General features: G+C 36.9%; 19 protein-coding genes. 11 read left to right on the top strand and 8 right to left on the bottom strand.

The window, feature by feature from the left end; translation table 11 throughout:
* Positions 1–11: 11 nt before the first annotated feature.
* Positions 12–362, bottom strand: coding sequence for a 2Fe-2S iron-sulfur cluster-binding protein (locus tag HBN50_RS14990; protein WP_273871361.1), 351 nt, complete (start codon positions 360–362; stop codon positions 12–14).
* A gap of 121 nt (positions 363–483) precedes the next feature.
* On the opposite strand from HBN50_RS14990, the gene HBN50_RS14985 reads away from it, so the two are divergent.
* The gene (locus HBN50_RS14985) at positions 484–1,593 is read left to right on the top strand and encodes a Glu/Leu/Phe/Val family dehydrogenase (RefSeq protein ID WP_273871360.1); all 1,110 of its coding nucleotides are present in this window, start codon (positions 484–486) and stop codon (positions 1,591–1,593) included.
* A 169-nt stretch (positions 1,594–1,762) separates the two neighbouring features.
* Complete coding sequence (locus HBN50_RS14980) at positions 1,763–4,630, top strand: hypothetical protein (protein WP_273871358.1); 2,868 nt, start codon at positions 1,763–1,765, stop codon at positions 4,628–4,630.
* On the opposite strand, the gene HBN50_RS14975 is transcribed toward HBN50_RS14980, so the two are convergent.
* Positions 4,631–5,461, bottom strand: coding sequence for a DUF3592 domain-containing protein (locus HBN50_RS14975; protein ID WP_273871357.1), 831 nt, complete (start codon positions 5,459–5,461; stop codon positions 4,631–4,633). It abuts the gene before it with no gap.
* Between the two features lie 103 nt (positions 5,462–5,564).
* Between HBN50_RS14975 and HBN50_RS14970 the strand changes: the two genes are divergently transcribed.
* The 3 genes from HBN50_RS14970 (at position 5,565) to HBN50_RS14960 (ending at position 9,658) form a co-directional block, all read left to right on the top strand.
* On the top strand, positions 5,565–6,152 hold the full coding sequence (locus tag HBN50_RS14970) for a hypothetical protein (protein WP_273871356.1): 588 nt from the start codon (positions 5,565–5,567) through the stop codon (positions 6,150–6,152).
* Positions 6,153–6,220: 68 nt separating this feature from the next.
* The gene (locus HBN50_RS14965; RefSeq protein WP_273871354.1) at positions 6,221–7,330 is read left to right on the top strand and encodes a hypothetical protein; all 1,110 of its coding nucleotides are present in this window, start codon (positions 6,221–6,223) and stop codon (positions 7,328–7,330) included.
* A 135-nt stretch (positions 7,331–7,465) separates the two neighbouring features.
* The gene (locus HBN50_RS14960; protein ID WP_273871352.1) at positions 7,466–9,658 is read left to right on the top strand and encodes an alpha-ketoacid dehydrogenase subunit alpha/beta; all 2,193 of its coding nucleotides are present in this window, start codon (positions 7,466–7,468) and stop codon (positions 9,656–9,658) included.
* Positions 9,659–9,667: 9 nt separating this feature from the next.
* Here the strand turns inward: HBN50_RS14960 and HBN50_RS14955 are convergent, their stop codons facing one another.
* Entirely contained in the window at positions 9,668–10,663 is a 996-nt protein-coding gene (locus tag HBN50_RS14955; RefSeq protein WP_273871351.1) for a ComEC/Rec2 family competence protein, read from the bottom strand.
* Positions 10,664–10,934: 271 nt separating this feature from the next.
* On the opposite strand from HBN50_RS14955, the gene nadC reads away from it, so the two are divergent.
* Together nadC and nadB are read left to right on the top strand one after the other, a co-directional pair.
* Positions 10,935–11,786: a carboxylating nicotinate-nucleotide diphosphorylase gene (nadC, locus tag HBN50_RS14950; RefSeq protein ID WP_273871349.1), complete on the top strand. Its 852-nt coding sequence runs from the start codon at positions 10,935–10,937 to the stop codon at positions 11,784–11,786.
* A 26-nt stretch (positions 11,787–11,812) separates the two neighbouring features.
* Positions 11,813–13,381, top strand: a complete 1,569-nt coding sequence (nadB, locus tag HBN50_RS14945; protein ID WP_273871346.1) for an L-aspartate oxidase — start codon at positions 11,813–11,815, stop codon at positions 13,379–13,381.
* On the opposite strand, the gene HBN50_RS14940 is transcribed toward nadB, so the two are convergent.
* On the bottom strand, positions 13,352–14,209 hold the full coding sequence (locus HBN50_RS14940; RefSeq protein ID WP_273871343.1) for a LysR family transcriptional regulator: 858 nt from the start codon (positions 14,207–14,209) through the stop codon (positions 13,352–13,354). The genes nadB and HBN50_RS14940 overlap by 30 nt on opposite strands.
* 88 nt (positions 14,210–14,297) lie before the next feature.
* Here HBN50_RS14940 and HBN50_RS14935 point away from each other — a divergent pair, with 88 nt between their 5' ends.
* A complete protein-coding gene (locus HBN50_RS14935) occupies positions 14,298–14,783 on the top strand; it encodes a hypothetical protein (RefSeq protein ID WP_273871341.1) in 486 nt (161 codons plus the stop codon).
* Positions 14,784–14,802: 19 nt separating this feature from the next.
* Here HBN50_RS14935 and HBN50_RS14930 read toward each other — a convergent pair whose 3' ends face one another.
* The 4 genes from HBN50_RS14930 to HBN50_RS14915 all read right to left on the bottom strand — a co-directional run bounded on the left by HBN50_RS14930 (position 14,803) and on the right by HBN50_RS14915 (position 17,654).
* The gene (locus HBN50_RS14930; RefSeq protein WP_273871339.1) at positions 14,803–15,690 is read right to left on the bottom strand and encodes a lipoprotein N-acyltransferase Lnb domain-containing protein; all 888 of its coding nucleotides are present in this window, start codon (positions 15,688–15,690) and stop codon (positions 14,803–14,805) included.
* A gap of 6 nt (positions 15,691–15,696) precedes the next feature.
* Positions 15,697–16,605, bottom strand: a complete 909-nt coding sequence (locus HBN50_RS14925; RefSeq protein WP_273871337.1) for an SAM-dependent methyltransferase — start codon at positions 16,603–16,605, stop codon at positions 15,697–15,699.
* A gap of 61 nt (positions 16,606–16,666) precedes the next feature.
* The gene (locus HBN50_RS14920) at positions 16,667–16,921 is read right to left on the bottom strand and encodes a hypothetical protein (protein WP_273871335.1); all 255 of its coding nucleotides are present in this window, start codon (positions 16,919–16,921) and stop codon (positions 16,667–16,669) included.
* A 193-nt stretch (positions 16,922–17,114) separates the two neighbouring features.
* Positions 17,115–17,654 carry a pentapeptide repeat-containing protein gene (locus tag HBN50_RS14915; protein WP_273871334.1) on the bottom strand — a complete coding sequence of 180 codons (540 nt, stop codon included), beginning with the start codon at positions 17,652–17,654 and terminating at the stop codon, positions 17,115–17,117.
* Between the two features lie 214 nt (positions 17,655–17,868).
* Here HBN50_RS14915 and HBN50_RS14910 point away from each other — a divergent pair, with 214 nt between their 5' ends.
* Genes HBN50_RS14910 through HBN50_RS14900 form a run of 3 tightly spaced genes read left to right on the top strand, consistent with a single transcriptional unit; the run spans position 17,869 to position 20,365 of the window.
* Entirely contained in the window at positions 17,869–18,504 is a 636-nt protein-coding gene (locus HBN50_RS14910; protein WP_273871333.1) for a hypothetical protein, read from the top strand.
* Positions 18,505–18,527: 23 nt separating this feature from the next.
* The gene (locus HBN50_RS14905) at positions 18,528–19,310 is read left to right on the top strand and encodes a hypothetical protein (RefSeq protein ID WP_273871331.1); all 783 of its coding nucleotides are present in this window, start codon (positions 18,528–18,530) and stop codon (positions 19,308–19,310) included.
* Between the two features lie 20 nt (positions 19,311–19,330).
* Positions 19,331–20,365, top strand: a complete 1,035-nt coding sequence (locus HBN50_RS14900) for an A/G-specific adenine glycosylase (RefSeq protein ID WP_273871329.1) — start codon at positions 19,331–19,333, stop codon at positions 20,363–20,365.
* Positions 20,366–20,402 lie beyond the last annotated feature (37 nt).

Below are 20,402 nucleotides of genomic sequence, written 5' to 3'. Positions count from 1 at the left end.
TAGCTAGAGAATTATTTTTTTAAGCAACCAAACTTAACATTACCAAGAATGCGGGCGCGACATGAAAGACGAATTTCGCCTTTTTCTAAGAACTCTTCGCCGCGTTCAGCTTTATAGGATTCCTTAATGTGCTCGATGGTGTCTTTTTCAATGTAGCTTGGCTCTTTGAGATTCTCAGCTCCCTCGAGAACGAGAATTCTACAAGTTCCACAAGATCCGGCCAAACAGCCATGGGGAAGTTTCTCTCCCTGCATTTCTAACTCGTCATAAATGACTTGATTTTCATTAATTTTGAAACATTTTTCCTCGTCATTACAGATATTTGCATCATCATCGAGCTCTACAATTGACACGTTGGGCATAGGACTTTCTTCCTTCAAGGTATAAAGTTGCGACACTAATATTTAGCCTTATTATCGGCTAATTTTAGTTTTGCTTAAACCAACCAAAAAAACGACACAATTCATGATAAAGGAGTACCAAATGGTAAGCTTTGACAGACTTTACAAAGATGGACACGAAGAAGTTATTTTCTTTAGTGACCCAAGCTGTGGACTAAAAGCAATCGTAGCAATTCACAACACAACTCTTGGACCAGCACTAGGTGGAACAAGAATGTGGAACTACGCTTCAGAAGAAGAAGCGCTAGATGATGTACTAAGACTTTCTAAGGGAATGACTTATAAGAACGCTGTTTCTGGTCTAAACCTTGGTGGTGGTAAAGCCGTTATCATTGGTGACCCAAAAGAGATCAAGTCTGAAGCTCTTTTCAGATCATACGGACGTTTCCTTGAGTCACTCAACGGACGTTATATTACTGCAGAAGATGTAAACATTGGTGTTGAAGATGTAGAGCACATCTTTACTGAAACAAACAATGTTGTTGGTGTAGCTGAAATCCACGGTGGTTCAGGTAACCCATCTCCATATACTGCACGTGGTGTTTTCAGAGGTATGGAAGCAGCATGTATGAAAGTTTGGGGAGATCGTTCTCCAAAAGGTAAAGTAGTTGCTCTTCAAGGTGCAGGTTCAGTTGGACGTCACCTAGGTGAAATGCTTTATAAAGAAGGTGCTAAAGTTGTCGTTTGCGATATTAGCCAATCAAATATTGATCTTTTCCTTGAGAAAGTTCCAAATGCACAAGTTGTTGGTGTTGATGAAATCTACGACGTAGATTGTGATATCTATTCTCCATGTGCTCTTGGTGCAACAATCAATGATGACACAATTGATAGACTTAAGTGTAAAGTTGTAGCTGGTGCTGCAAACAACCAACTTAAAGAAGACAGACACGGTGATATCCTTAAAGAGAAAGGAATCCTTTACGCTCCAGATTACCTCATTAATGCTGGTGGTGTTATGAACGTTTCTATCGAATTCGAAGGTTGGTCAGCAGAGAAAGCAACAAGAATGGTAGACACTATCTATGATACTTCTCTAGAAATTTTTAATGTTTCTGAGAGCGAGAATGTTGCTGTTTATAAAGCGACAAATATCGTTGCTGAAAAGCGTATCGAAGCGATTAAGAATATCAAAGGGAAATACCTCGGTAATCTTGGTCACCGTTTTCCAGGTAGAAAGACAAGAAGATAATTCTTTTTAAATAGGGCCCTCATTTTCGAGGGCCTTTTTTTTCCTCATTCCTTTCATTCATATTTATAGACATCTATTATTGGCATGTAGATTTTCCTCTGTTTATGTAATTTCAGTTGTTTAAGAGATTTTTCTAAGAGAAATCTGTGCAATGACCGATAATATTCCTATGTTAAAAATTGCTAGAGCGACCACGTTATTCGTACTCACATTCCTATTAAATGAAACACATGCACTTCCAACTTATTGCAAGAAAGTTGATGGAGACATCCAATCTAAAATCTCTTCTTGTCTTGAGAGAAAAGAGGAAAGCTCTGCAAATGATCTAATGGAATTTGCGCAAAAATTTAGTGATTACAATGTTGAAGGGTATTCCAAATCTCTTGAAAAAAAGATGGCCCAAAGAGCTCTGTCTGTTCTTTCTAGTCTCTATGCAAAGAAACTCGAATCTTTTCCAACGGAGAAGCCTGTGGGGCTAGATCGAGAAGTAAAGTCTTGCTTGGCAAAGTTTGGGGTCTCATATCCTACTCCAAAGAACGGTAAGTTATCTGATAAAGAAGAGACGAAAAGACAAGAGGCGGTTAAGTCTTTAATGAATGCTTCTGTTTTTGCTGAATCGGTTTTTGAAGAAATTGAAGAATTAAAAAGTAAGAAAGATTCTATCTATCTTCCAAGAAATGTTAGAAGCCAACAAGAGGCAGAAAAACTTAGAGAGGCCTACGATAAAAAGAGAGATTTAGAAAAACAAATCTATGGCCTAAATCGCGAACTCATTGCTCTTTCTAATCAATTTCCACAATTATTTGAAAGAGGAAAGAATCTTTTTCAATATCCGACAGGTGAGATGAAAAGATCAAAGCTTCAGTTGAATCTTGAAAAACATTTTTCAGATAAAATTGGAGACTCCAAACACAGTTACAACCAATCTCTCTTTAGACATGATCTTCATCGCTCTACAGATGGTAGAAACGTCGCCAACTATATTAATAGTTATTTGAAAGAGAATGAGAAGAAAATAACAAATGAAGATGATCTTAAAAAGTTAGCCTTTAATTATGAGGCCAAGGAAGCGCAGGCCCTAAAAGACATAAATAATTCGATGAAAGAGTTGTGTGATGGCAATATTGATCAGTTACACAATCATCCGGCCCTTATGACCTCTCTATATCAGGAGTCAATTAACAATGGCGATCAAGCTCTTTTTCAGATGGCCCATTGTAAAATGATTGATGAGAACCCTGAGAATCCAGATGCCAATTGGGGATTACTCCTTGCTGGAGGAGGGCTTATTGCAATGAGCTTTATCCCAGGAGGAGTTTTTGTTGCTGCAACTATTGCTGGTGGTATTGGATTTGGAGTTTATGGGGCCCATGAAACTTATAAAAGTTATCACGATCTTTTATTAGATAAAGGATTGGCCCACTCTCAAATTATTGATCAAGAGAAGTTAACAGAAAGAGAGAAGACACTTGTATTAAATAGCTACTTTTCTCTTTTAGATGCTGTATCTCCAGGATTCTCTAGATTAGCTAAGGCAAAGCCTATGGTAAGTGCTCAGAGCTCTGAGGTACAGTTAATGAAAAGAAGAGAAAGTATTAATCATGATTATATTAATGAGGGTGAGGAATACTTCTACGAGAATGACCCATTCTCCATAGCGTGGAAGGGCCTTGGAAAAAAATCCCCAAGACCTTCAGATACAGCAGAATTAATTAATGCTTTTGGATATGAAAAGTTTTATCAATTGAAGAAAGAGGCACTTTCGTTACACGGAGATTCTCTTATTGAATATGAGCTTTTTCTTAAAGAGATGGATGTTCCTTATACTGTTGCTTTTGATAAGGAGGACAAGAGACCTTTTATTGAATTATCATTTGAACAACTAGAGGAAGCAGGAATACCAAGTGCAAAAATTATTAAATTTCTAAGTCAAAATAATGATGCTACAGGAAACTTGAAAAGATATTACGCCTCTGTAGAAAATGGTGTGGATGAAGATTTAACACAAAATGGAGCTAGAGTTTTAGATTACAAAGATCCTTCAGAATTAAAGATAATATTTGACCCTTATCGCCTAAACTTTTTAACCGCTCATGGAATTAACGATCCAACGAAAGGGCTTTATCTAAAAATGAGTGACATTGGACCTTTATTGAATGAAGGGAAGATTGCTGGAACAACTCGCCATGAATTTCAACATCGTTATTTCCAAAGAGAGCGAAGTTTCGAAAATTATGAAAGTCCATATCATTCTGAGTTTAAGGCAGAGAATGGAGCGTCATTAGGAAAAACGGGATATAAGAGATATCAGTCTAGTGAAGAATTATATAATTTTGCGAACCAAGGATTTTGGGATATGAGAGAGAACTTTAAAAAACTTTCTCGTTTTGATGAACCAATTGAAAAAGGTTTGAATGATTTGAATCCTAAACTTCCCAATTTCGAGAAAGAAGCTCGCGCAATGGATGTTGCCATTGATGATGCTATCTTCATGGCCGAGCAAACAAAAACAAATGCAGCTAAAGTTGTTAATGTTGTAGCAGTTGCGAAGAAATCTAAAGATACGAGACTTGATTTCGATTATAGGACTGGTTCAGCGGCCATTAGCTTTGCAGACGATTTAAAATATTATCGTTATGTTAATCCAAAAGATATCTATGAATATAGAAGACTTCTAAAAGAACATGGTGAAAAGTTTCACCCAGGACTACCTCTTGAAAAGAACCTATTTGATCAGACAAAATATAATAAAGATAAACATTATCGTGCAAGTGTTGATGTTATTATGGAGAAGAAAAAAATGTTCTATGATGATATCCAGCAAAGTGCGCAAGGTCTTGTGGATCGGTCTAATCGCATAATTGACGAACAAGATGAACTTATCGTTGCTGTAGATGATTTTAAAAAATTGACGAAAGGTCATTATCAGAAACTTAAAGAAGGCTATGATCTAAGTTCTACTGAAGCTAAGGAAATCGAAGAGTCTTATCGCGAACTCTATTTGAAAATGAGAAGAATCGGTGTAGCTGCTCAGTAGTTAAAGCCTTTTGTAAGAATACCATAAACTATATAAACAAGCCGGAACGAAGAGTAGTCCTGATAGAAAAATGAAGATGAGAGGATCTGATTCTTGCGTAAGAAGCATTGGACTTTGAATTAACTTAGTAACGACTTCTTTAGAACTCAAAGAAAGTTTTTTCCAAATTAAATTATAGATAAATAAGATAATAAAGAAAAATATAAAAGAGATAGCCAGACCTATCTTAGAATGTGCCTTTTGTTCTTTTAATATATCCTGATTACTCCAGAAAATGTCTTTCTCATTTAACTCATCTTTATTAATCGTTTTTGTATTTGAATAGTAGGAGTCCTTCACTTTTGACCAGAGTCTCTTTTTTACAAGAATCCTTTTCAATAAAAGAGGAAGAATAAAAATTAATGAACTTATCAATACTTTTGTTACAACTGAATTTTCATTAGAAAATAAAAAAGTGGCATGACCACCAAATCCAAAAAATCCAAAAATGATTCCAAAGATTAGATGTGTCTTATTATCAAACTTAATATGGCGATCATTGTGATGAAGTCTCAAAATATCGAGACGATCACCAATTTGATAATTAATGATATTCTTCGAGCCTGATTGAACATAAATCTCCTCTCCTGAATTCGAAACAAAAGATACAATTGGAGCATACATAATGCTACTTGTTCTTGAACTTGAAGTATTTGTTCGGCTTATATACTTTTCAACACCAACAATTTTCCCGCGGACTCTTTGTCCATATCTCTTAAAAAGAAAATGAATAGATAAGAAATAAATCGAGATTAGAACAAAAGGGACGGTTATAAATCCAAGGGCAATCATGTTTAATCCTTCAAAAGTAGTTCAATTTTACTGATGTAAATCAAGGTAGAAAAAAGAGATTATGAGATAATTATAAGAGATAAACATCTTCAAGGAGTAGGGGATGAAAAAGCTTCTAATTAATCTAAAAGTTCTTACTTTTCTTATGACCGGTGCTGTTAGTATGAGCGCTAAAGGAAACACTCGCCATCAATGGGTCTTTTTTGATTTAGGGGATACGATTGTTAACACTAAAGACAAAAAAGGTTTCCACTATTTTGATGGAGCAAAGGCTTACCTTGAGTCGCTCCGAAAAATGGGGCTTCACATTGGGATCATTTCCAATATTCCTGAGACCTTTGGAATGAGTTACGAAGAAAAGCTGCAAACATTAAAAACACTTATTCAATCAAAGTGGAATGATAAAGAGCAGTTTGATTGGAGCCTTTTTGATGAGATACTTCTGCCATTGAATAATAATGAATTAAAGCCAGCGGATATTCTTTTTTTAAGAGCTTTAAGTAGAGCAGGAGAGTGCCCGAGTATTTATATCTCAGAGAATGAGAGAGAAGTATTGAAGGCCGAATCCATGGGAATTGCAGGTCATTTATTTGATAAAGAAAGTCAGGGAATGTACGTTCCTCTCGAGATTCTCGAGTCTTATATTGATGAAAATTATGCCCGACCAATTCCATCGGAGTGTATTCTCTAAAAGAGCCTTCTTTAGAGGCAAATATAACGCACTACTAATTAACGGGGGTTTTTCCTATAATTTTCTTGATGAGATTATTGAAAAACCTCTCCCTTATTTCCACTGCACTTTCTCTCACTTTTTCAAGTGCCTTTGCACTCGATTTTGAAGATGCTGTTTTTCCAGAACTCGCAACGTCGGGGCGAGCTCTTGCCATGGGAAATGCTTATATTGCTAAGGTCGATGATAGCTCGTCAGTGTTTTATAACCCCGCCGGATTAGGAACAGTTCGCTTTCCACATCTTCACTTGAGTAATCTTCACTTAGAAGTGAATAAGGGATGGCTTAAAACCGGTGCTGGTGGAAGCATCACAGATGCTGCAGGAAATATTACGAAAGGATTTTCAATTGATGGAACCAGACAGCTTTTAAAAGACAATCCTGGTCATATTTCTCATTCACGTTTCAATTTTCTACCTAATTTTACAGCACGCTATATTTCTTTTGGATACCTTCTTTCGATTCGCCAAAAAGCGAGTTTGAGCTCTGAGACTGGCTCTCAATTTAAGTACGCATGGAGAAGAGATCATGGACCTTACGTTGGTATCAACGTTTCTCTCTTTGGCGGTGTCTTTAAAATTGGAAGTTCCGTGACATGGCTTATGAGAAAAGAGTCCTTAGGTGAATCGGACCCTGACATTACAATAGAACTTGGTGAAGCTGATTATTATAAAGGTTCTGCTGCGATCATTAACAGTGGGGTTAAGTTAACTCTTCCTGTTCAATGGTTACCAACGTTTGCTGCGAATATGCACAATGCAACAGAACAGGACTTTGGTAATGCTAGTGGAAAAGGTAAACCAGATAAAATCCTCAATTCAATGGACTTAGGCTTTTCTGTGACACCGCAAATTGGAAAATTAATTCGTTGGCACTGGGAAGTAAACTGGAAAGACTTTGGTTCAGAGTATGAAGGTGTTAGTACAAAGAGAAAATTAACTCTTGGATCTGAGCTCGATATTGCTCGTACATTCTTTCTAAGGTTTGGTTACGGTGATGGATTTGGTTCAGCAGGCCTTGGAATTAAAACAAGAAAACTCGAATTCGATCTCACAACATATGCTGTTGAAAATAGTGATGAAGACTATGAGGGCACAGAGGATCGCCGTTTCTCAATGACTATTTCCTCAGGATTCTAGAAGTCCTTAAAATCATTCGATTCCCCTTCTGAACATGTCGCCTCGCGCATAGCAAAATTTAGACAAATGCCTGTTGTTTGGGTAATGTTTCCTAGCATTTTTCAAAGAACAACACTATCTACTTGAGGATTTCCTATGCTCGATAAAACTAAAGGAAAATCAATGAAAGCAAAAAAAGAATCACGTGCAAAATTGATTGAAAAAAAGATGAAGCTAGCTAAGAAGCTAAAGCTTTCAAACGATGATCTCAAAGATATGCTTAGAAATATCTTTCTTTCGCGTAAGTTAGATGACGCTGAGATCACAATGAAGAAGCAATCAGTTGCCTTCTTCCAAATTTCAGGTGCTGGACACGAAGGTGTTCTAACTGCTGCAGCAAAAGTTTTAAAACCAAAACACGACTGGTTTATTCCATATTATAGAGACCGCGCTCTTTGTACAGGACTTGGTGTAACGGCTTACGAAATGCTTTGTCAGGCCAATGGAAATATTGGTGATACAGCAACTCACGGGCGTCAGATGCCAGCTCACTGGGGTAACGTAAACCTTAATATCGTTCAAAAGTCTTCTTGTACTGGAACACAATTTCTTCAAGCATGTGGTGTTGCTGAAGCGGGACTTTTCCTTCAAAAGCTTAGAGACACTGATGGTGTTGATGTTTCAAACTTCAAATTAGAAGATCAAGAAGTTGTTTATACTTCATGTGGTGATGGAACAACATCTCAAGGTGAATTCTGGGAAGCAATGACTACTGCTTGTGTTAACAAACTACCAGTACTCTTTCACGTTGAAGATAACGGTTACGCTATTTCAACTCCAACATTTGTTCAAACTCCAGGTGGATCGATTTCAAAAGCACTTGATGAATTCCCTGGATTAAAAGTTATTGAATGTGATGGTAACTGCCCAATCGAATCTTATGAAGCTTTCGAAAAAGCAGCGAAGCATATTAGAAGTGGAAAGGGACCAGTCCTTCTTCACTCTCACGTAACGAGACCTTATTCTCACTCTCTCTCTGATGATCAATCTATGTATAGAACTTCTGAAGAGCTTGCAGAGGAAAAAGAAATTGATGTTTTTAACTCTTATCCAAAGACACTTGTTGAAGGTGGAGTTATGAGCGAAACAGAAGTTGAAGAACTTCTTGCGGAAGTTTCAACTCATGTTAGAGAAGAAATGAAGCGTGCAATTGATACTGAATGGCCAAAGCCAGAAGATTCGATGAAACACCTATACTCAGAAGATGTTGATCCTACTTCTTCAGAATTTGATGTTGCAGGAACATTTGAAGGAAAAGATGATGTTCCAATGGCCTCTGCTATCAACTCAGTTCTAAAAAGTGAGTTCTCTAAGAACCCATTCTTAAGAATGTTTGGTGAAGATGTTGCAGACTTCTCGCAACTTGAAAAACTCGACAATCCAGACCTTAAAGGAAAGGGTGGAGTATTTAAGGTTTCTTCTGGAGTTCAAAGAGCTTCAAAAGAAGGACAAGTTTTCAACTCACCACTTGCTGAAGCCAACATTGTTGGTCGTGCCATTGGTATGTCAATGAGAGGACTTAAGCCAGTTGTAGAGATTCAATTCTTTGACTATATCTGGACAGCTTATATGCAACTTAAAAACGAGATGGCGACAACTCGTTACCGCTCTGGTGGAGACTTTAAATCACCAATGGTTGTCCGTGTTCCAATCGGAGGATACCTAAGAGGTGGAGCAATGTATCACTCGCAATGTGGTGAATCTCTTTACACTCACATTCCAGGTGTTCGCGTTGTCTTCCCATCAAATGCTGCTGATGCTGCAGGTCTTCTTAGAACGGCAATTCGTTGTGATGACCCTGTTATGTTTCTAGAGCACAAACACCTTTACTACCAAGGTTATAACAGAACTGCTGATCCAGGAGAGGAGTATATGATTCCTTTTGGTAAAGCGAGAATCTGTAAGCAAGGTAGTGACGCTACTGTTGTTGCTTGGGGAGCCCTTGTTCAAAAATCAATTGATGCTGCTAAAAAAGTAGAGGAAGAGACTGGTAAAACTATTGAAGTTATCGACCTTAGAACTCTTGCTCCTTTTGATATGGATGCGATTAAAGAATCTCTTTCTAAGACAAATAGACTTCTTGTTTGTCACGAAGAGACGAAGACTTCAGGTTTCGCTGGAGAAATTGCAGCAAGAGTGAACGAAGAGTGTTTTGAAGCGCTCGATGCTCCAATTCTTCGTGTTGCTGCTAAAGACTCTCACATTGCATATTGTCCGACTTCTGAGGATTATCTTCTTCCTCAAGTTAGTGATGTGTATGAAGAGCTTAAAAAACTTCTATCTTACTAAAATTTTCTTTTATAAGGCCCACCTCTTTGGTGGGTCTTTATTTTCTATCCTACATTTTCTTTCATAGTGATACTGATAAAGAACGTTGTTGCATACAATAAGATAGGGATGCCAACTCTTATATCCTCTTCTTGTTCTCTTTAAATGAGTCATGTCACTTGCTGGTTTAAGAACATAGTCATTATTATGAGGAGTCTTTCTATAAGTGCTTTTTGGAGCATTTAAAAGAGGCTGGGTCTGGAAGAATAGGAGAACCAGAACCCAGCCAGGTCTCCTCGTTCGAATCATTTGAAACACACAGATAATGATAATTGTACTTGCAAAAAACTTAGGTCCTTCAGTGGCCAGAGAATTTGAAAGATGAACGAGTGAGAGAAATATTTTTATAAGATATTCACTGAAAAAGTAGTTGAAATAACCTAGTGGTAACAAAATGAGAATGAGAGGAAAGAGTAATGTAAACAGAGAGGTTAGAGCAAAGCCAAATAATGGTCCTAGAAGATAGATACTCTCAAATTGGAAGTAAGAGATAATCATTTGCCCCAAATAAAGAGAAGGCAAGATAAGAAAATTCTTATCCTTTAAGGCCATAATGGAACCAAAGAATAGGAAGCTATAAGTGAAACTAAGTGGAGAGTAGCGAAAACTTCCAACGAGTAAGTCGATTAGCATAGTGGCTAAAAAGGAATACCATAAATCGAGATTTTGAAACTTGCTACCAAGTGACTTTGAAAGAAGATAGAAAATACCCATTCGTTTTAATGAGTAGAGTTTTGGGAAAAAGAAAACAGAGGAAAGACAAAGACCAATGACAGTGTTCTTTATTCGATGTGACTTAGTAAATTTTCTAAGAATAAAGCTTAGAAATAGTATAAGAGAACTTAAATGAAGACCAGAGGGAGTTAAGAGATGAAGAAGGCCTAGGTTTTGAAACTTCTTTTTTAATGCTCTTGGAAAGCTTTTCTTATCTCCTAGGAGAATTGCGTTTAAAAATGACTTAGACAATTCATTACTCGTTAGATTCGTTAAAAGGGTAACTTGTTTTGTGCCTCTCCATGTATATGAGAAGGGCTTTCTTTCAGTGAAGAGTATTAAAAATAAGAGAGAAAGTGAGAAGACAAAACAATATCTGGCCATGCCTTTTATAGGCAAGCCGTTGAAAAATAAGAGTTCTCTAAGTAATTAAAAATTAAGATGTATGTCACTGTGGGTCAAAGACTTAACACAATGAGTTCATTAGTGGTATATGTTGAGGTCCAACAATAAAGGAATCACAATGAATAATATGCTTATTGCAACGGCGCTTAGAAAGGATTTAGAGCTTTATTTTTCTGAAGACGATCTCGCTAGAAATATTTTTTATACGTCGAGCTTACCAAAAGATATGGTGCAATGTTCTCTTAAAATTAAAGATGACATGATCTTGGCAGGTCTTCCTTATTTCGTAGAGGCGTTTCGTTATTTAGGAGCTGAAAATCTTAAGCTTGAAGCATTTGAACAATATGAAGGAAAGAAGTTTTTAAAATCAGAAAAAGCTGAAATTAAATTTGAACTTCCTTTTTCAATTGCTTTAACAGGCGAGCGTATAGCTCTTAACCTACTACAGCAAGCATCAAGTATTGCAACTTATACGAATCAATTTGTTGAGATTGCAAAAGAAAAAGGTGTCTCTATTTTAGATACGAGAAAAACAACTCCAGGACATCGTTCACTTGAAAAATATGCTGTTCGTATTGGTGGAGGACACAATCACCGCCTAGGTCAAACTGATCTATGGATGGTAAAAGATAATCATAAAAGTTTTTTTGGTGGCGTGAAGCAAGCTGTTGAATTTTTTCAATCGATGAAAGGCTTCTATACACCGATTGAAGTTGAAGTTCACAACATGGATGAACTTGATGATGTACTTTCACTTGGTATTCGTCACATAATGCTTGATAACTTTACACCTGAGATGATTGAGCAAGCAGTAGCTAAGAAGCCTTCTGGCGTGACTTTTGAAGTCTCAGGAGGAATTCGCTTATCTAATTTAAATGAATATCTTATTGATGGCCTTGATGCCATTAGTGTTGGGGCCTTAACTTATGGAGCTCCAAGTGTAGATGTTTCATTAAAATATCATCGATAAGAATGATAAGAAGATAAGAGAATTATATGAATGAATATAGCTTTGATGTTTTAATTATTGGAACAGGAATTGCGGGACTTTCGACTGCGACAAAACTTGCTGAAACTGGAATTCGAGTTGGTCTTGTTACGAGGGAGAGTGATCCCAATGTTACAAATACCTATTGGGCCCAGGGGGGAATCATTTATTCTCCAGCCAGTGATGATTCATTGATTAAAGATATTTTAAAAGCATCGGCAAATTCATCAAATCTAAAAGCGGCCAAAAGACTTACTGAAAGATCTGGTCGCATTCTCGAAGATATTCTCATTGATAAAGCAAAAACAAATTTTGAACGCGAAGAAAATGGAAAGCTCAAGTTCACAAGAGAAGCAGCTCATTCAAAAGATCGTATTCTCTATCAAGGTGACTTTACTGGAAAGGCGATCCAAACATCTCTATTGAATTATTTGAAAGATAAGTCTCGTTTTCCAAATGTCTCAATTTTAACAAAGCATACGGCAATTGATTTATTAACACCTCTTCACCACGGTGTTCGTATTCAACAGAGATATGAAGATCTCAAAGTTGTAGGAGCTTATCTCTATAACCAAGAAACCAAAGAAGTTTGCAAGGCCATCTCAAAGTATACAGTACTTGCAACTGGTGGAATTGGCTCTATTTATCTACACCACTCTAACTCTGAAGGGGCGAGAGGTGATGGACACGCCATGGCCAAAAGGGCCGGAGCAGTTTTAACTGATATGGAATTCATTCAATTCCACCCAACGACTTTTTATAATAGTTCATCTCACAGGCGTTTTCTTATTTCTGAAGCTGTTAGAGGTGAGGGGGGAGTTCTTTTTAACTGTAATGGTGAAAGGTTTATGGAAAACTATCATCCAGACCTAGAGCTTGCACCAAGAGATGTTGTTGCTAGGGCGATCTTAGAAGAGACCATTGAGACTAAGCATGAATGTGTTTACCTCGATATTTCACATAAAGATGCTGATTGGTTGAAAAACCGTTTTCCAACAATTTATGATCACTGCTTAGAAAATGGAATTGATATTACTAAGAAGCCAATTCCTGTTGTTCCTGCTGCTCATTACACTTGTGGTGGAGTAAAAACTGACCTCGATGGAAGAACCTCTCTAGAAAATCTCTATGCTGTTGGTGAGGTTGCTTGTACTGGCCTTCATGGTGCCAATCGCCTTGCATCGACTTCACTCCTTGAAGGTCTAACATTTGGCTATATCGCTGCAGAAAATATCTTAGAAAAGATTGGGAAAGTAGAGCTTTACCAGGCCTTCGATATCAAAGACTGGCAAGATGGAGTAAAGAAAACAGATCGTGCACTTTTACATCAAGACTGGTTAACACTGAAACAAACGATGTGGAACTATGTCGGTCTGACAAGATCAAATGATCGTCTTGGACGAGCAAATGCGATGTTTCACGAACTTCTCGATGAGATTGGAAAATTCTATAAGAAATGTGTTCTTACCGATGAATTAATCGGTATTCGTAATGCCGTAGAAGTCGGTTATATGGTCCTTCAGGCATCGAGACGAAATAAAGAATCACTAGGATGTTTCTTTCGAAAGGGAAGCTAATATTGTTTCTTTAATTGCTTGAATCGCTGGTAGATTTTTATTTTCTAAGCGATAAGCAAGATAGAGTTCATCTTTAAAAAACGGCACATCATTGAGTGGCCTTATTTTCGTTCCAGATATACAGGTTGCAACTCTCTTAGGTAAAAGAGCAATCCCTGCTCCTGTTTCACACAATTTCGTAATATTCTCTAAACTAGAAAGATGAATATGCTTATAGTTTTTGTATTCGGATTTTTTTAGTCTTTTAAGTAGTTCTTGTGATTGTATTAAATGGGAATCGTAAATGAGATTCTTTTGAATTTTCCCCTTTGATTTTACAAAGAGTGTTACTTCATCATCGAGAACCTTCTGCAGAATAAGATCAGGGTGTTTTGTAGGATTAATAACAAGTCCAAGATCGAGATCAAACGTAATGATTGATTCACATATGTGACGTGATAAATCGTGATTGATAATTAATTCTAAATCGGGATAGGCTCGCGATAACTTAGGAAAAAAAAGAGGTAGCATGTAAAGGCCAACACTTCTATGAAGCCCAAACTTGTATTGGCCAATGGGAGCACTGTCGAGTTCACGTGTTTCATTGTAGAGATTATTCCAATTCTCAATTAAGTCACGAGCTTTTAAACGAAACTTTTCACCGGCCTTAGTCAAAGTAATTCCCTTTTTATGACGATGAAAGAGAGTTACCTGAAGACTATTTTCAAGTTTTTGCATGGCCATCGTTAAAGTGGGCTGACTGACTCCTAGAACTTTAGACGCCTTAGAAATATTCTTTACATTTGCTAGTTTTAAAAAATAGGTGATTTCGTTGTGGCTCGGTAACATAAAAAAATCCTATGGTAAAAATAGATTTTAATAATTTTATTTAATTTATCAGAAAAGATAATTTAGTCCTACAGAAAGGGGAGGAACTATGAAAAAAATTATGTTTTCTGTTATCATGCTAGGAATTTTACCAACACTTACATTTGCACAAAGAACAGAGCGAGTTCTTAAGGATGTGACAACACCAATCATGGTTAAGGTAACTGAAGAAAATGTGAGATGTTCGGAAATTGGGTACGGTTTTAGTGAATTAAAACTTAATGTCCCAAGCCTACGATGGCTTGCTGTTTTAGATCATTCAAATGCTGAAAACCTTGGACCGTGTGTAACTGCTGGAGCTTGTGCCAATCCTGATCTTGATCGACCAGGAAGAAGTCCTTTGGACATCATTATTAACGGAGAAGATCTTGTGAAAACAGATGTTCGTATCATTCTAACTGAAGTATTTGAAAAACATGACGAACAATGTTTTAGAAGTCTTGAAGAGAAAGTAGAACTAGAAATACGTGGTGTACCTTTTAAACACTTTGCTACGAAATCAATTGGAACTTTACCTGTTGAAGAATGTTTATAATTGTCTGTGTGAGGTTCTCCTAGAATGGGAGAACCTCTTTTTCAAGTGGTAAGAGAATATCCTTTAAAATTTCTCTTTTAACGAGATGTTTTCTAGCAGTTACGGGAAGAAACGAGAGGAAGTGCTTCTTTCTTATAAGAGGGATTTCTTTTCCAAAAATATCTAGCGTTAATTTTGGCATTCTTCTCACAAATTGAAGACCATCATAGATCTCTGTCGTACAATTATTTTTTAATGTATTATACATTTCCTTATGATTTGAGTTTCTATTTGCTCGATCAACATAATAATCAAACAACGTTCTAACTTGCTTATCATTAAAGCTTAAAAGAAGTTGTTGGTTTTTGTGTTTCTTCTTTATTACAATATGGTTGTAGGCCGTCTTTAAGGAGAACATTCTGGCCGAAAGAGCATAGCGATCCATGAGTCCACGAAAGAGGCTGTATTTCTCTCCCTTAATCGATTTGAGGGCTTCGAATGAAATAATGAGAGAACTAAGATGTAGGATCTCACCTTTATTTGTCTCATTCTGTCCCTCTAAAGTAATTTGTTTTCCTTCTTTGAGATCGAATCTCATCTGAGTATGAGCGGCTATCCATTCTGGTGGAAAAAACTCTACTTGTAAGATAACTCTTTTGAAGATATTGCCATTAGGAATTGATGCTTTCCAGTACTTTCCTTCGTGAAGAAAGTTTGCAATGACAAGTGAGTCTTGATTATTTGTGACACGCTTTAAATTTCTTCTTTTTTCAAGGTCGAGACAAACACCTTTATACTTTCCTTTTGGAACTCTAGAAAAGGTCTCATAAGGGTCATCGTAGAAAAACTGACAGTCTTTTTCACTGATAAGGCCGGCAAACGAGCATAAGCTTAAAAAAAGAATAACGAGACTGAATGTTAATTTCATTTCGTTCTACTTTCTTCTCATTAAGAGAAGGTATTCGTTTCGATGTGATACCAATGACATTCCTTGTACTTTCTTAAAACCCGCTTTCCTTGCTTTATCAATATGGCCTTTTATAAACTTCACCATAAAAGGCTTTGGTAATTTAATAGTTAAATAGACCGTTTCAAGATCATCACCAATCATCTCGGCCATTCGTAGAGTCTCATTTAAAGATTGTTCAAATGGAAGGTTCATATCATTAGCTATGATTGAAATCCCTTTTCCTAGGCGGATGTCTCTTTTGTTAACTGTTTGAACACTTTTATGTATATGAGTGAAAAGGGGAGATTCTAAAACAGAAGAGTCCATTTCTGCTGGATCGACTCCATAAACCTTTGCACCTTCAGTTGTGAGAAAGTAACTCGCTCCGCCTGGTGAACTTCCCAATTCTAGAACTGTTTTATTCTTTAAAGATTCACCTGTTCTCATTGTTGCTTCAGCAATTTTTAAATAGGCCCTTGAAGGAGCTTCTTCAGGTTGAATAAGACATGGGTCACTAACAGGAAAAGGACTTAATTTATTACTATGGATATGCTCGGTGATCCAGTAGTTCTCTTTTATTTTATAGATCGTTCTCACTTTTTGACCTACTTCAGTTGCAGGCTTTCCCGTTGGATGATTTTCGAAATCTACAAAATGGTCTGTTGGCAATACTTCATAAGATGTGGTCTTTTCGATAAATAGTGAAACTCGTCGAGCAAAGACAGGATTAATTTGAAAGATGCTATCTAACTTGAAATTTTTATCCGACTTAAAACTTAAAAGATTTTGATAAGAAAAGCTTGGCCTTAAGAAAGGATAGCGAAGCTTAATCTCTTCTTTTAAGTGTTTGATATTTTCTGAATTGGTGTAGAAGAGAATAAATATATTTTCCATGGCCGCAGTGTAATGGAAAAGCTGAGTGGGCGTAAGCCCCCTCGTTATATTTATAGGTTACTTACCATTGATAAATGAGAACAATACCTCCACCAACTTTTAAATCATCATAGAGAAAATCAGCGAAATCAGTGAGAGAAGTGGCATCTCCTGTTTCCAAGGCGTTAAGAAATTCATGAGGTCTTGAAATGGATAGGCCCATCTTTAGATTACCAGACTTAACTGGGGTTAGATTGATATGTTGTGAAGCAACAGCTTCTTTAATGAGAATTATTTGCAATAACAAGAGAATACTGGAGTAGATAAATACTTTCATTGCCTTGCTCTCCTTTAAGAGGGAGGGATTTGCACCAAGTTTCATGGTGCAAATCTTCAGATAGGGCGTTGAGTTGTCCAGAGAATCACTCCATGATTCAGTGCTGGAATAGATAAGTTGCCTCTAATTTCAATGATTTGTCTCTGGCATTCATATTCCTTGAGGCAATGTGACCGATACTTTCGCCAGTATTTCAAGCTGCAATTTTAAACATAGTTAAGATTGTGCGCGTCTTGTCTCCGAGATAATCTGAGAGGTTGTCGTAATGTTTTTCAGTACTTACCTCTTCAACAGTTGGAGCAAGCGCCTCTTCCCATGTCACGGCTTCGTTGCAACGACATGAAATCATTTCATTTTCTTCTTTTCCTGCAAAAAACGTCGTCTTGCCGTCTAGATCGCAGAACATGAAGAAGTTGCCGCGGATTGGACTGAAGTCCCAAGAACAATTTTGAAAGCTCGTTCCGCGGAAATCTGTTTCAGTAATTTCACAGAATTCGAATCTGCAATCAATGAAATTGCAATTTGAAAACGTCGAATTCTTAATAACACTTCCATAAAAGACACAAGATTCGAAAGTCACATTTACAAAGGTTGTGAGAGAGAAGAGAGAACCAGAAATACTTAACCCCTTAAGATCACTGTTTTTCAGTGTCTCATTTTCAATAACCTCATAATGAGCGATACTGTGGGATTGGTTAAAAATAGGATTGAAGAACTTGGTTAGAGTTTTCATTTTGTGACCCCCGAATCCTGTGCTTTAAGCTCCATTATTTGAAGCCCAATTGCAGTATAGAATACCTGACTCGTTGCGTCAAGAAAGAAAATTGCATTAAGAAATTTTTTTGCAATTCCGATAATGAAATTGAGGACTTTAGTGAGACATTTTTCGCTAGGTCCTAGGGTGACATAATGAATAATTAATAACTTACCGTCACCAGGAGGATTCCATGTCGAAATTTGAACGTGCAAGCTTTCAAGACTTTTTGGCCACTGTTGTAAAGTATATGAGATTACGAGGAGTTGCGACTCAAAAGCAGCTTGCAGAGCTCACAGATACTGGTGTTTCAACGATGAGCCGCTTTATGTCGATGAAAGTTGGAGATCTCGACGAACACCTTATTGCTAAAATCGTCGCAAAATTGCAGATCCCTACTATGGAAATTGTAGATTTTGTCGAAGAGGATTATACGGATCAGTTTCTAAGGCTTGTAAGGCTATATAGAGACGAACCCTTATCCCCAGCAGAAGAAGCGCAATCAGCACAAAGAAGTGAGCCTCAGAGCTTAGGAACAGAGAGAACATTTGATGAGGCTGTTTCTGAAACTTTAAGTGTTGGTGGAGGTAAGAGAAATGCAAATGCTAATGTTAAAATAGGTGGTAAATCGGGAACAATTCCTTTTCGTGCAGATGAAGGGGGAAGAAGTTCAGGAGATACGATTCAGCGAAAGCTGCAAGAGTTAACTCCGAGACAAAAAGCTTATATGACGGACTTTCTTCATCTCGATATGGAAGGACGTGACTTAATAGTGGATCTGGGGAATGAGCTCTTTCGCTATTTCCGCCAGAAAGGATTGATTGCTTGATAAAATACTGGCTTTTAATAAGCATGTTTTTTTCAGTTTCATCATTTTCATTTCCAAAGAAATTGGAGGTCTACTTTCTTGCGCCTCCAGTAGTCTCTCAATTAGAAAAATCTCTTAAAGAATTTGCTCAATACCCAATTGTCTCTAGTTCAGTTGAGTTGGCCCAGAAATACGATTGTACGCCGATGGGTGATGGATGTTTCCATCCTCAGCTTGGTTTTATTAAAGAACATGCTGACAGTTTAACCAAAGAAGAGTTTGAAAAAAAGAAAACAGAGAAAACTCTTAAGCAACTTAAAACGATTAACTCAATGGATGTTAATATGATCGACTGCAAAGATGGAGATTACTTTGATATCTTTTGTGGTAAAGCAAAAAAAGATCTCGCACCAGCAGGTGATATGGAAGTTTGGATTGATACAAGCTCTAGCATGAAAAGAGTCGACTTCAACGGAGATGAGGATCATTGTTCAAGGCGATCTTTTGCTGAAAAACTCATTCACAGTTGCCCTAAGGCAAAGCTATCAATATCCGTTTTTAACACTTCCAAGAAAATGTTGGGTGGACACGATACTCTTTGTTTAAATTATGGACTTAACGATGAAAAGAGACTCATGAGATGGATTGAAAATTCAAGGGCAAAACATCTTGTTGTCGTAACAGATGTTGATGAGCTATCTCCATCGCTTAGAACTTTCTTAGACAATAATGGTGCGATCATGCACGGCGGAGATTACGCGAACTTTGATGGGGAAAAGCTCATTAAAGCCTCATCAGAGCTGATTAATTCTTGTAAATCCTTATAAGTTTTTGTACTTCATAGTCTATGTTTAAAAATTTAATTAAGTGGTCTGACAGCGATCACGCAGAACTTCCTTGGCGTAAAAAGAGAACTCTTTATGGGACTCTTGTATCTGAAATTATGTTGCAGCAAACAACTGTTGGAACAGTTCTTAGCCACTTCGATCGATTTTTAAAACTCTATCCGACGCCTTACGATTTAGCCCAGTCGACAGAAGAAGAAGTTTGCATAGCTTGGAAAGGTCTTGGCTACTATAGAAGAGCTAGAAATCTTAGAAAAGCTGCTATTGATATCGTTGAGAATTTCGATGGAGAAATTCCTCTTGATTATGAAAAGCTTATTTCAATAAGTGGGGTTGGAGAATATACGGCCAATGCTATTTTATCAATTGGTGCTGATCATAAAGCACTTGCTATTGATGCAAATATTGAGAGAGTTGTTTCTAGACTTTATGGGATTAAAGAAAAGAAAGGTCCTAAGCTTCAAAAAATGATTAAAGCATTATTTGAAGAGGGAAAGGTTTTAAAAGACATTGATAAAGTTGGGGCGAGAAAGCTTAACGAAGCATTAATGGATCTTGGAAGAGTTTATTGCCAAGCAAGAAAAGCGAATTGCTTAAATTGTCCAATGAATAAGAAGTGTCTTGCTAAAGAAAGCGGTGAGCCTCTTTCGTATCCAATTCAAGAAGAAAAGAAACAAAAGTTTTTTGAATTAGAGCTTTTGAGAGTTGTCGTTAAAAAAAGAAATAAAATTCTTGGCTATGTTAAAAGTGATGATCAATGGCTTTCTGGCCAAATCGAACTTCCTACATTTATTCTTAAATCAGAAGATAAGAAAATTTCTCAGTATCCAATTTTAAAGAAAAAAATAAATGTGGATAAACTCAAAAAATACAAAACGACGATCACCAAATATAAAATCGTAAATTATATCTATGAAATTGATCAGGACGAGTTTGATAAAAAATTCTCCAATCTTTTAGATGTTCAGTTGTTTAATAATGATTCAGAGAAAACAAACTTATCGACAGCATCGATTAAAGCTCTCTCCCTTATTTAAGTTGCTGAATTAACTTAAAAACTGATTTGTAAAAAGT

Source organism: Halobacteriovorax sp. GB3 (genome assembly GCF_028649655.1).
In the GTDB taxonomy this organism is placed as follows: Bacteria; Bdellovibrionota; Bacteriovoracia; order Bacteriovoracales; family Bacteriovoracaceae; genus BSW11-IV.
Note: the sequence above shows the minus strand (reverse complement) of the source record. Positions and strands in the feature narration are given on the sequence as shown.

Excerpts from the sequence above, each read along its gene's own strand:
- HBN50_RS14990 (WP_273871361.1), bottom strand. The coding sequence starts at position 362 with ATGCCCAACGTGTCAATTGTAGAGCTCGATGATGATGCAAATATCTGT.
- HBN50_RS14985 (WP_273871360.1), top strand. The coding sequence starts at position 484 with ATGGTAAGCTTTGACAGACTTTACAAAGATGGACACGAAGAAGTTATT.
- HBN50_RS14980 (WP_273871358.1), top strand. The coding sequence starts at position 1,763 with ATGTTAAAAATTGCTAGAGCGACCACGTTATTCGTACTCACATTCCTA.
- HBN50_RS14975 (WP_273871357.1), bottom strand. The coding sequence starts at position 5,461 with ATGATTGCCCTTGGATTTATAACCGTCCCTTTTGTTCTAATCTCGATT.
- HBN50_RS14970 (WP_273871356.1), top strand. The coding sequence starts at position 5,565 with ATGAAAAAGCTTCTAATTAATCTAAAAGTTCTTACTTTTCTTATGACC.
- HBN50_RS14965 (WP_273871354.1), top strand. The coding sequence starts at position 6,221 with ATGAGATTATTGAAAAACCTCTCCCTTATTTCCACTGCACTTTCTCTC.
- HBN50_RS14960 (WP_273871352.1), top strand. The coding sequence starts at position 7,466 with ATGCTCGATAAAACTAAAGGAAAATCAATGAAAGCAAAAAAAGAATCA.
- nadC (WP_273871349.1), top strand. The coding sequence starts at position 10,935 with ATGAATAATATGCTTATTGCAACGGCGCTTAGAAAGGATTTAGAGCTT.
- nadB (WP_273871346.1), top strand. The coding sequence starts at position 11,813 with ATGAATGAATATAGCTTTGATGTTTTAATTATTGGAACAGGAATTGCG.
- HBN50_RS14940 (WP_273871343.1), bottom strand. The coding sequence starts at position 14,209 with ATGTTACCGAGCCACAACGAAATCACCTATTTTTTAAAACTAGCAAAT.
- HBN50_RS14935 (WP_273871341.1), top strand. The coding sequence starts at position 14,298 with ATGAAAAAAATTATGTTTTCTGTTATCATGCTAGGAATTTTACCAACA.
- HBN50_RS14930 (WP_273871339.1), bottom strand. The coding sequence starts at position 15,690 with ATGAAATTAACATTCAGTCTCGTTATTCTTTTTTTAAGCTTATGCTCG.
- HBN50_RS14925 (WP_273871337.1), bottom strand. The coding sequence starts at position 16,605 with ATGGAAAATATATTTATTCTCTTCTACACCAATTCAGAAAATATCAAA.
- HBN50_RS14920 (WP_273871335.1), bottom strand. The coding sequence starts at position 16,921 with ATGAAAGTATTTATCTACTCCAGTATTCTCTTGTTATTGCAAATAATT.
- HBN50_RS14915 (WP_273871334.1), bottom strand. The coding sequence starts at position 17,654 with ATGAAAACTCTAACCAAGTTCTTCAATCCTATTTTTAACCAATCCCAC.
- HBN50_RS14910 (WP_273871333.1), top strand. The coding sequence starts at position 17,869 with ATGTCGAAATTTGAACGTGCAAGCTTTCAAGACTTTTTGGCCACTGTT.
- HBN50_RS14905 (WP_273871331.1), top strand. The coding sequence starts at position 18,528 with ATGTTTTTTTCAGTTTCATCATTTTCATTTCCAAAGAAATTGGAGGTC.
- HBN50_RS14900 (WP_273871329.1), top strand. The coding sequence starts at position 19,331 with ATGTTTAAAAATTTAATTAAGTGGTCTGACAGCGATCACGCAGAACTT.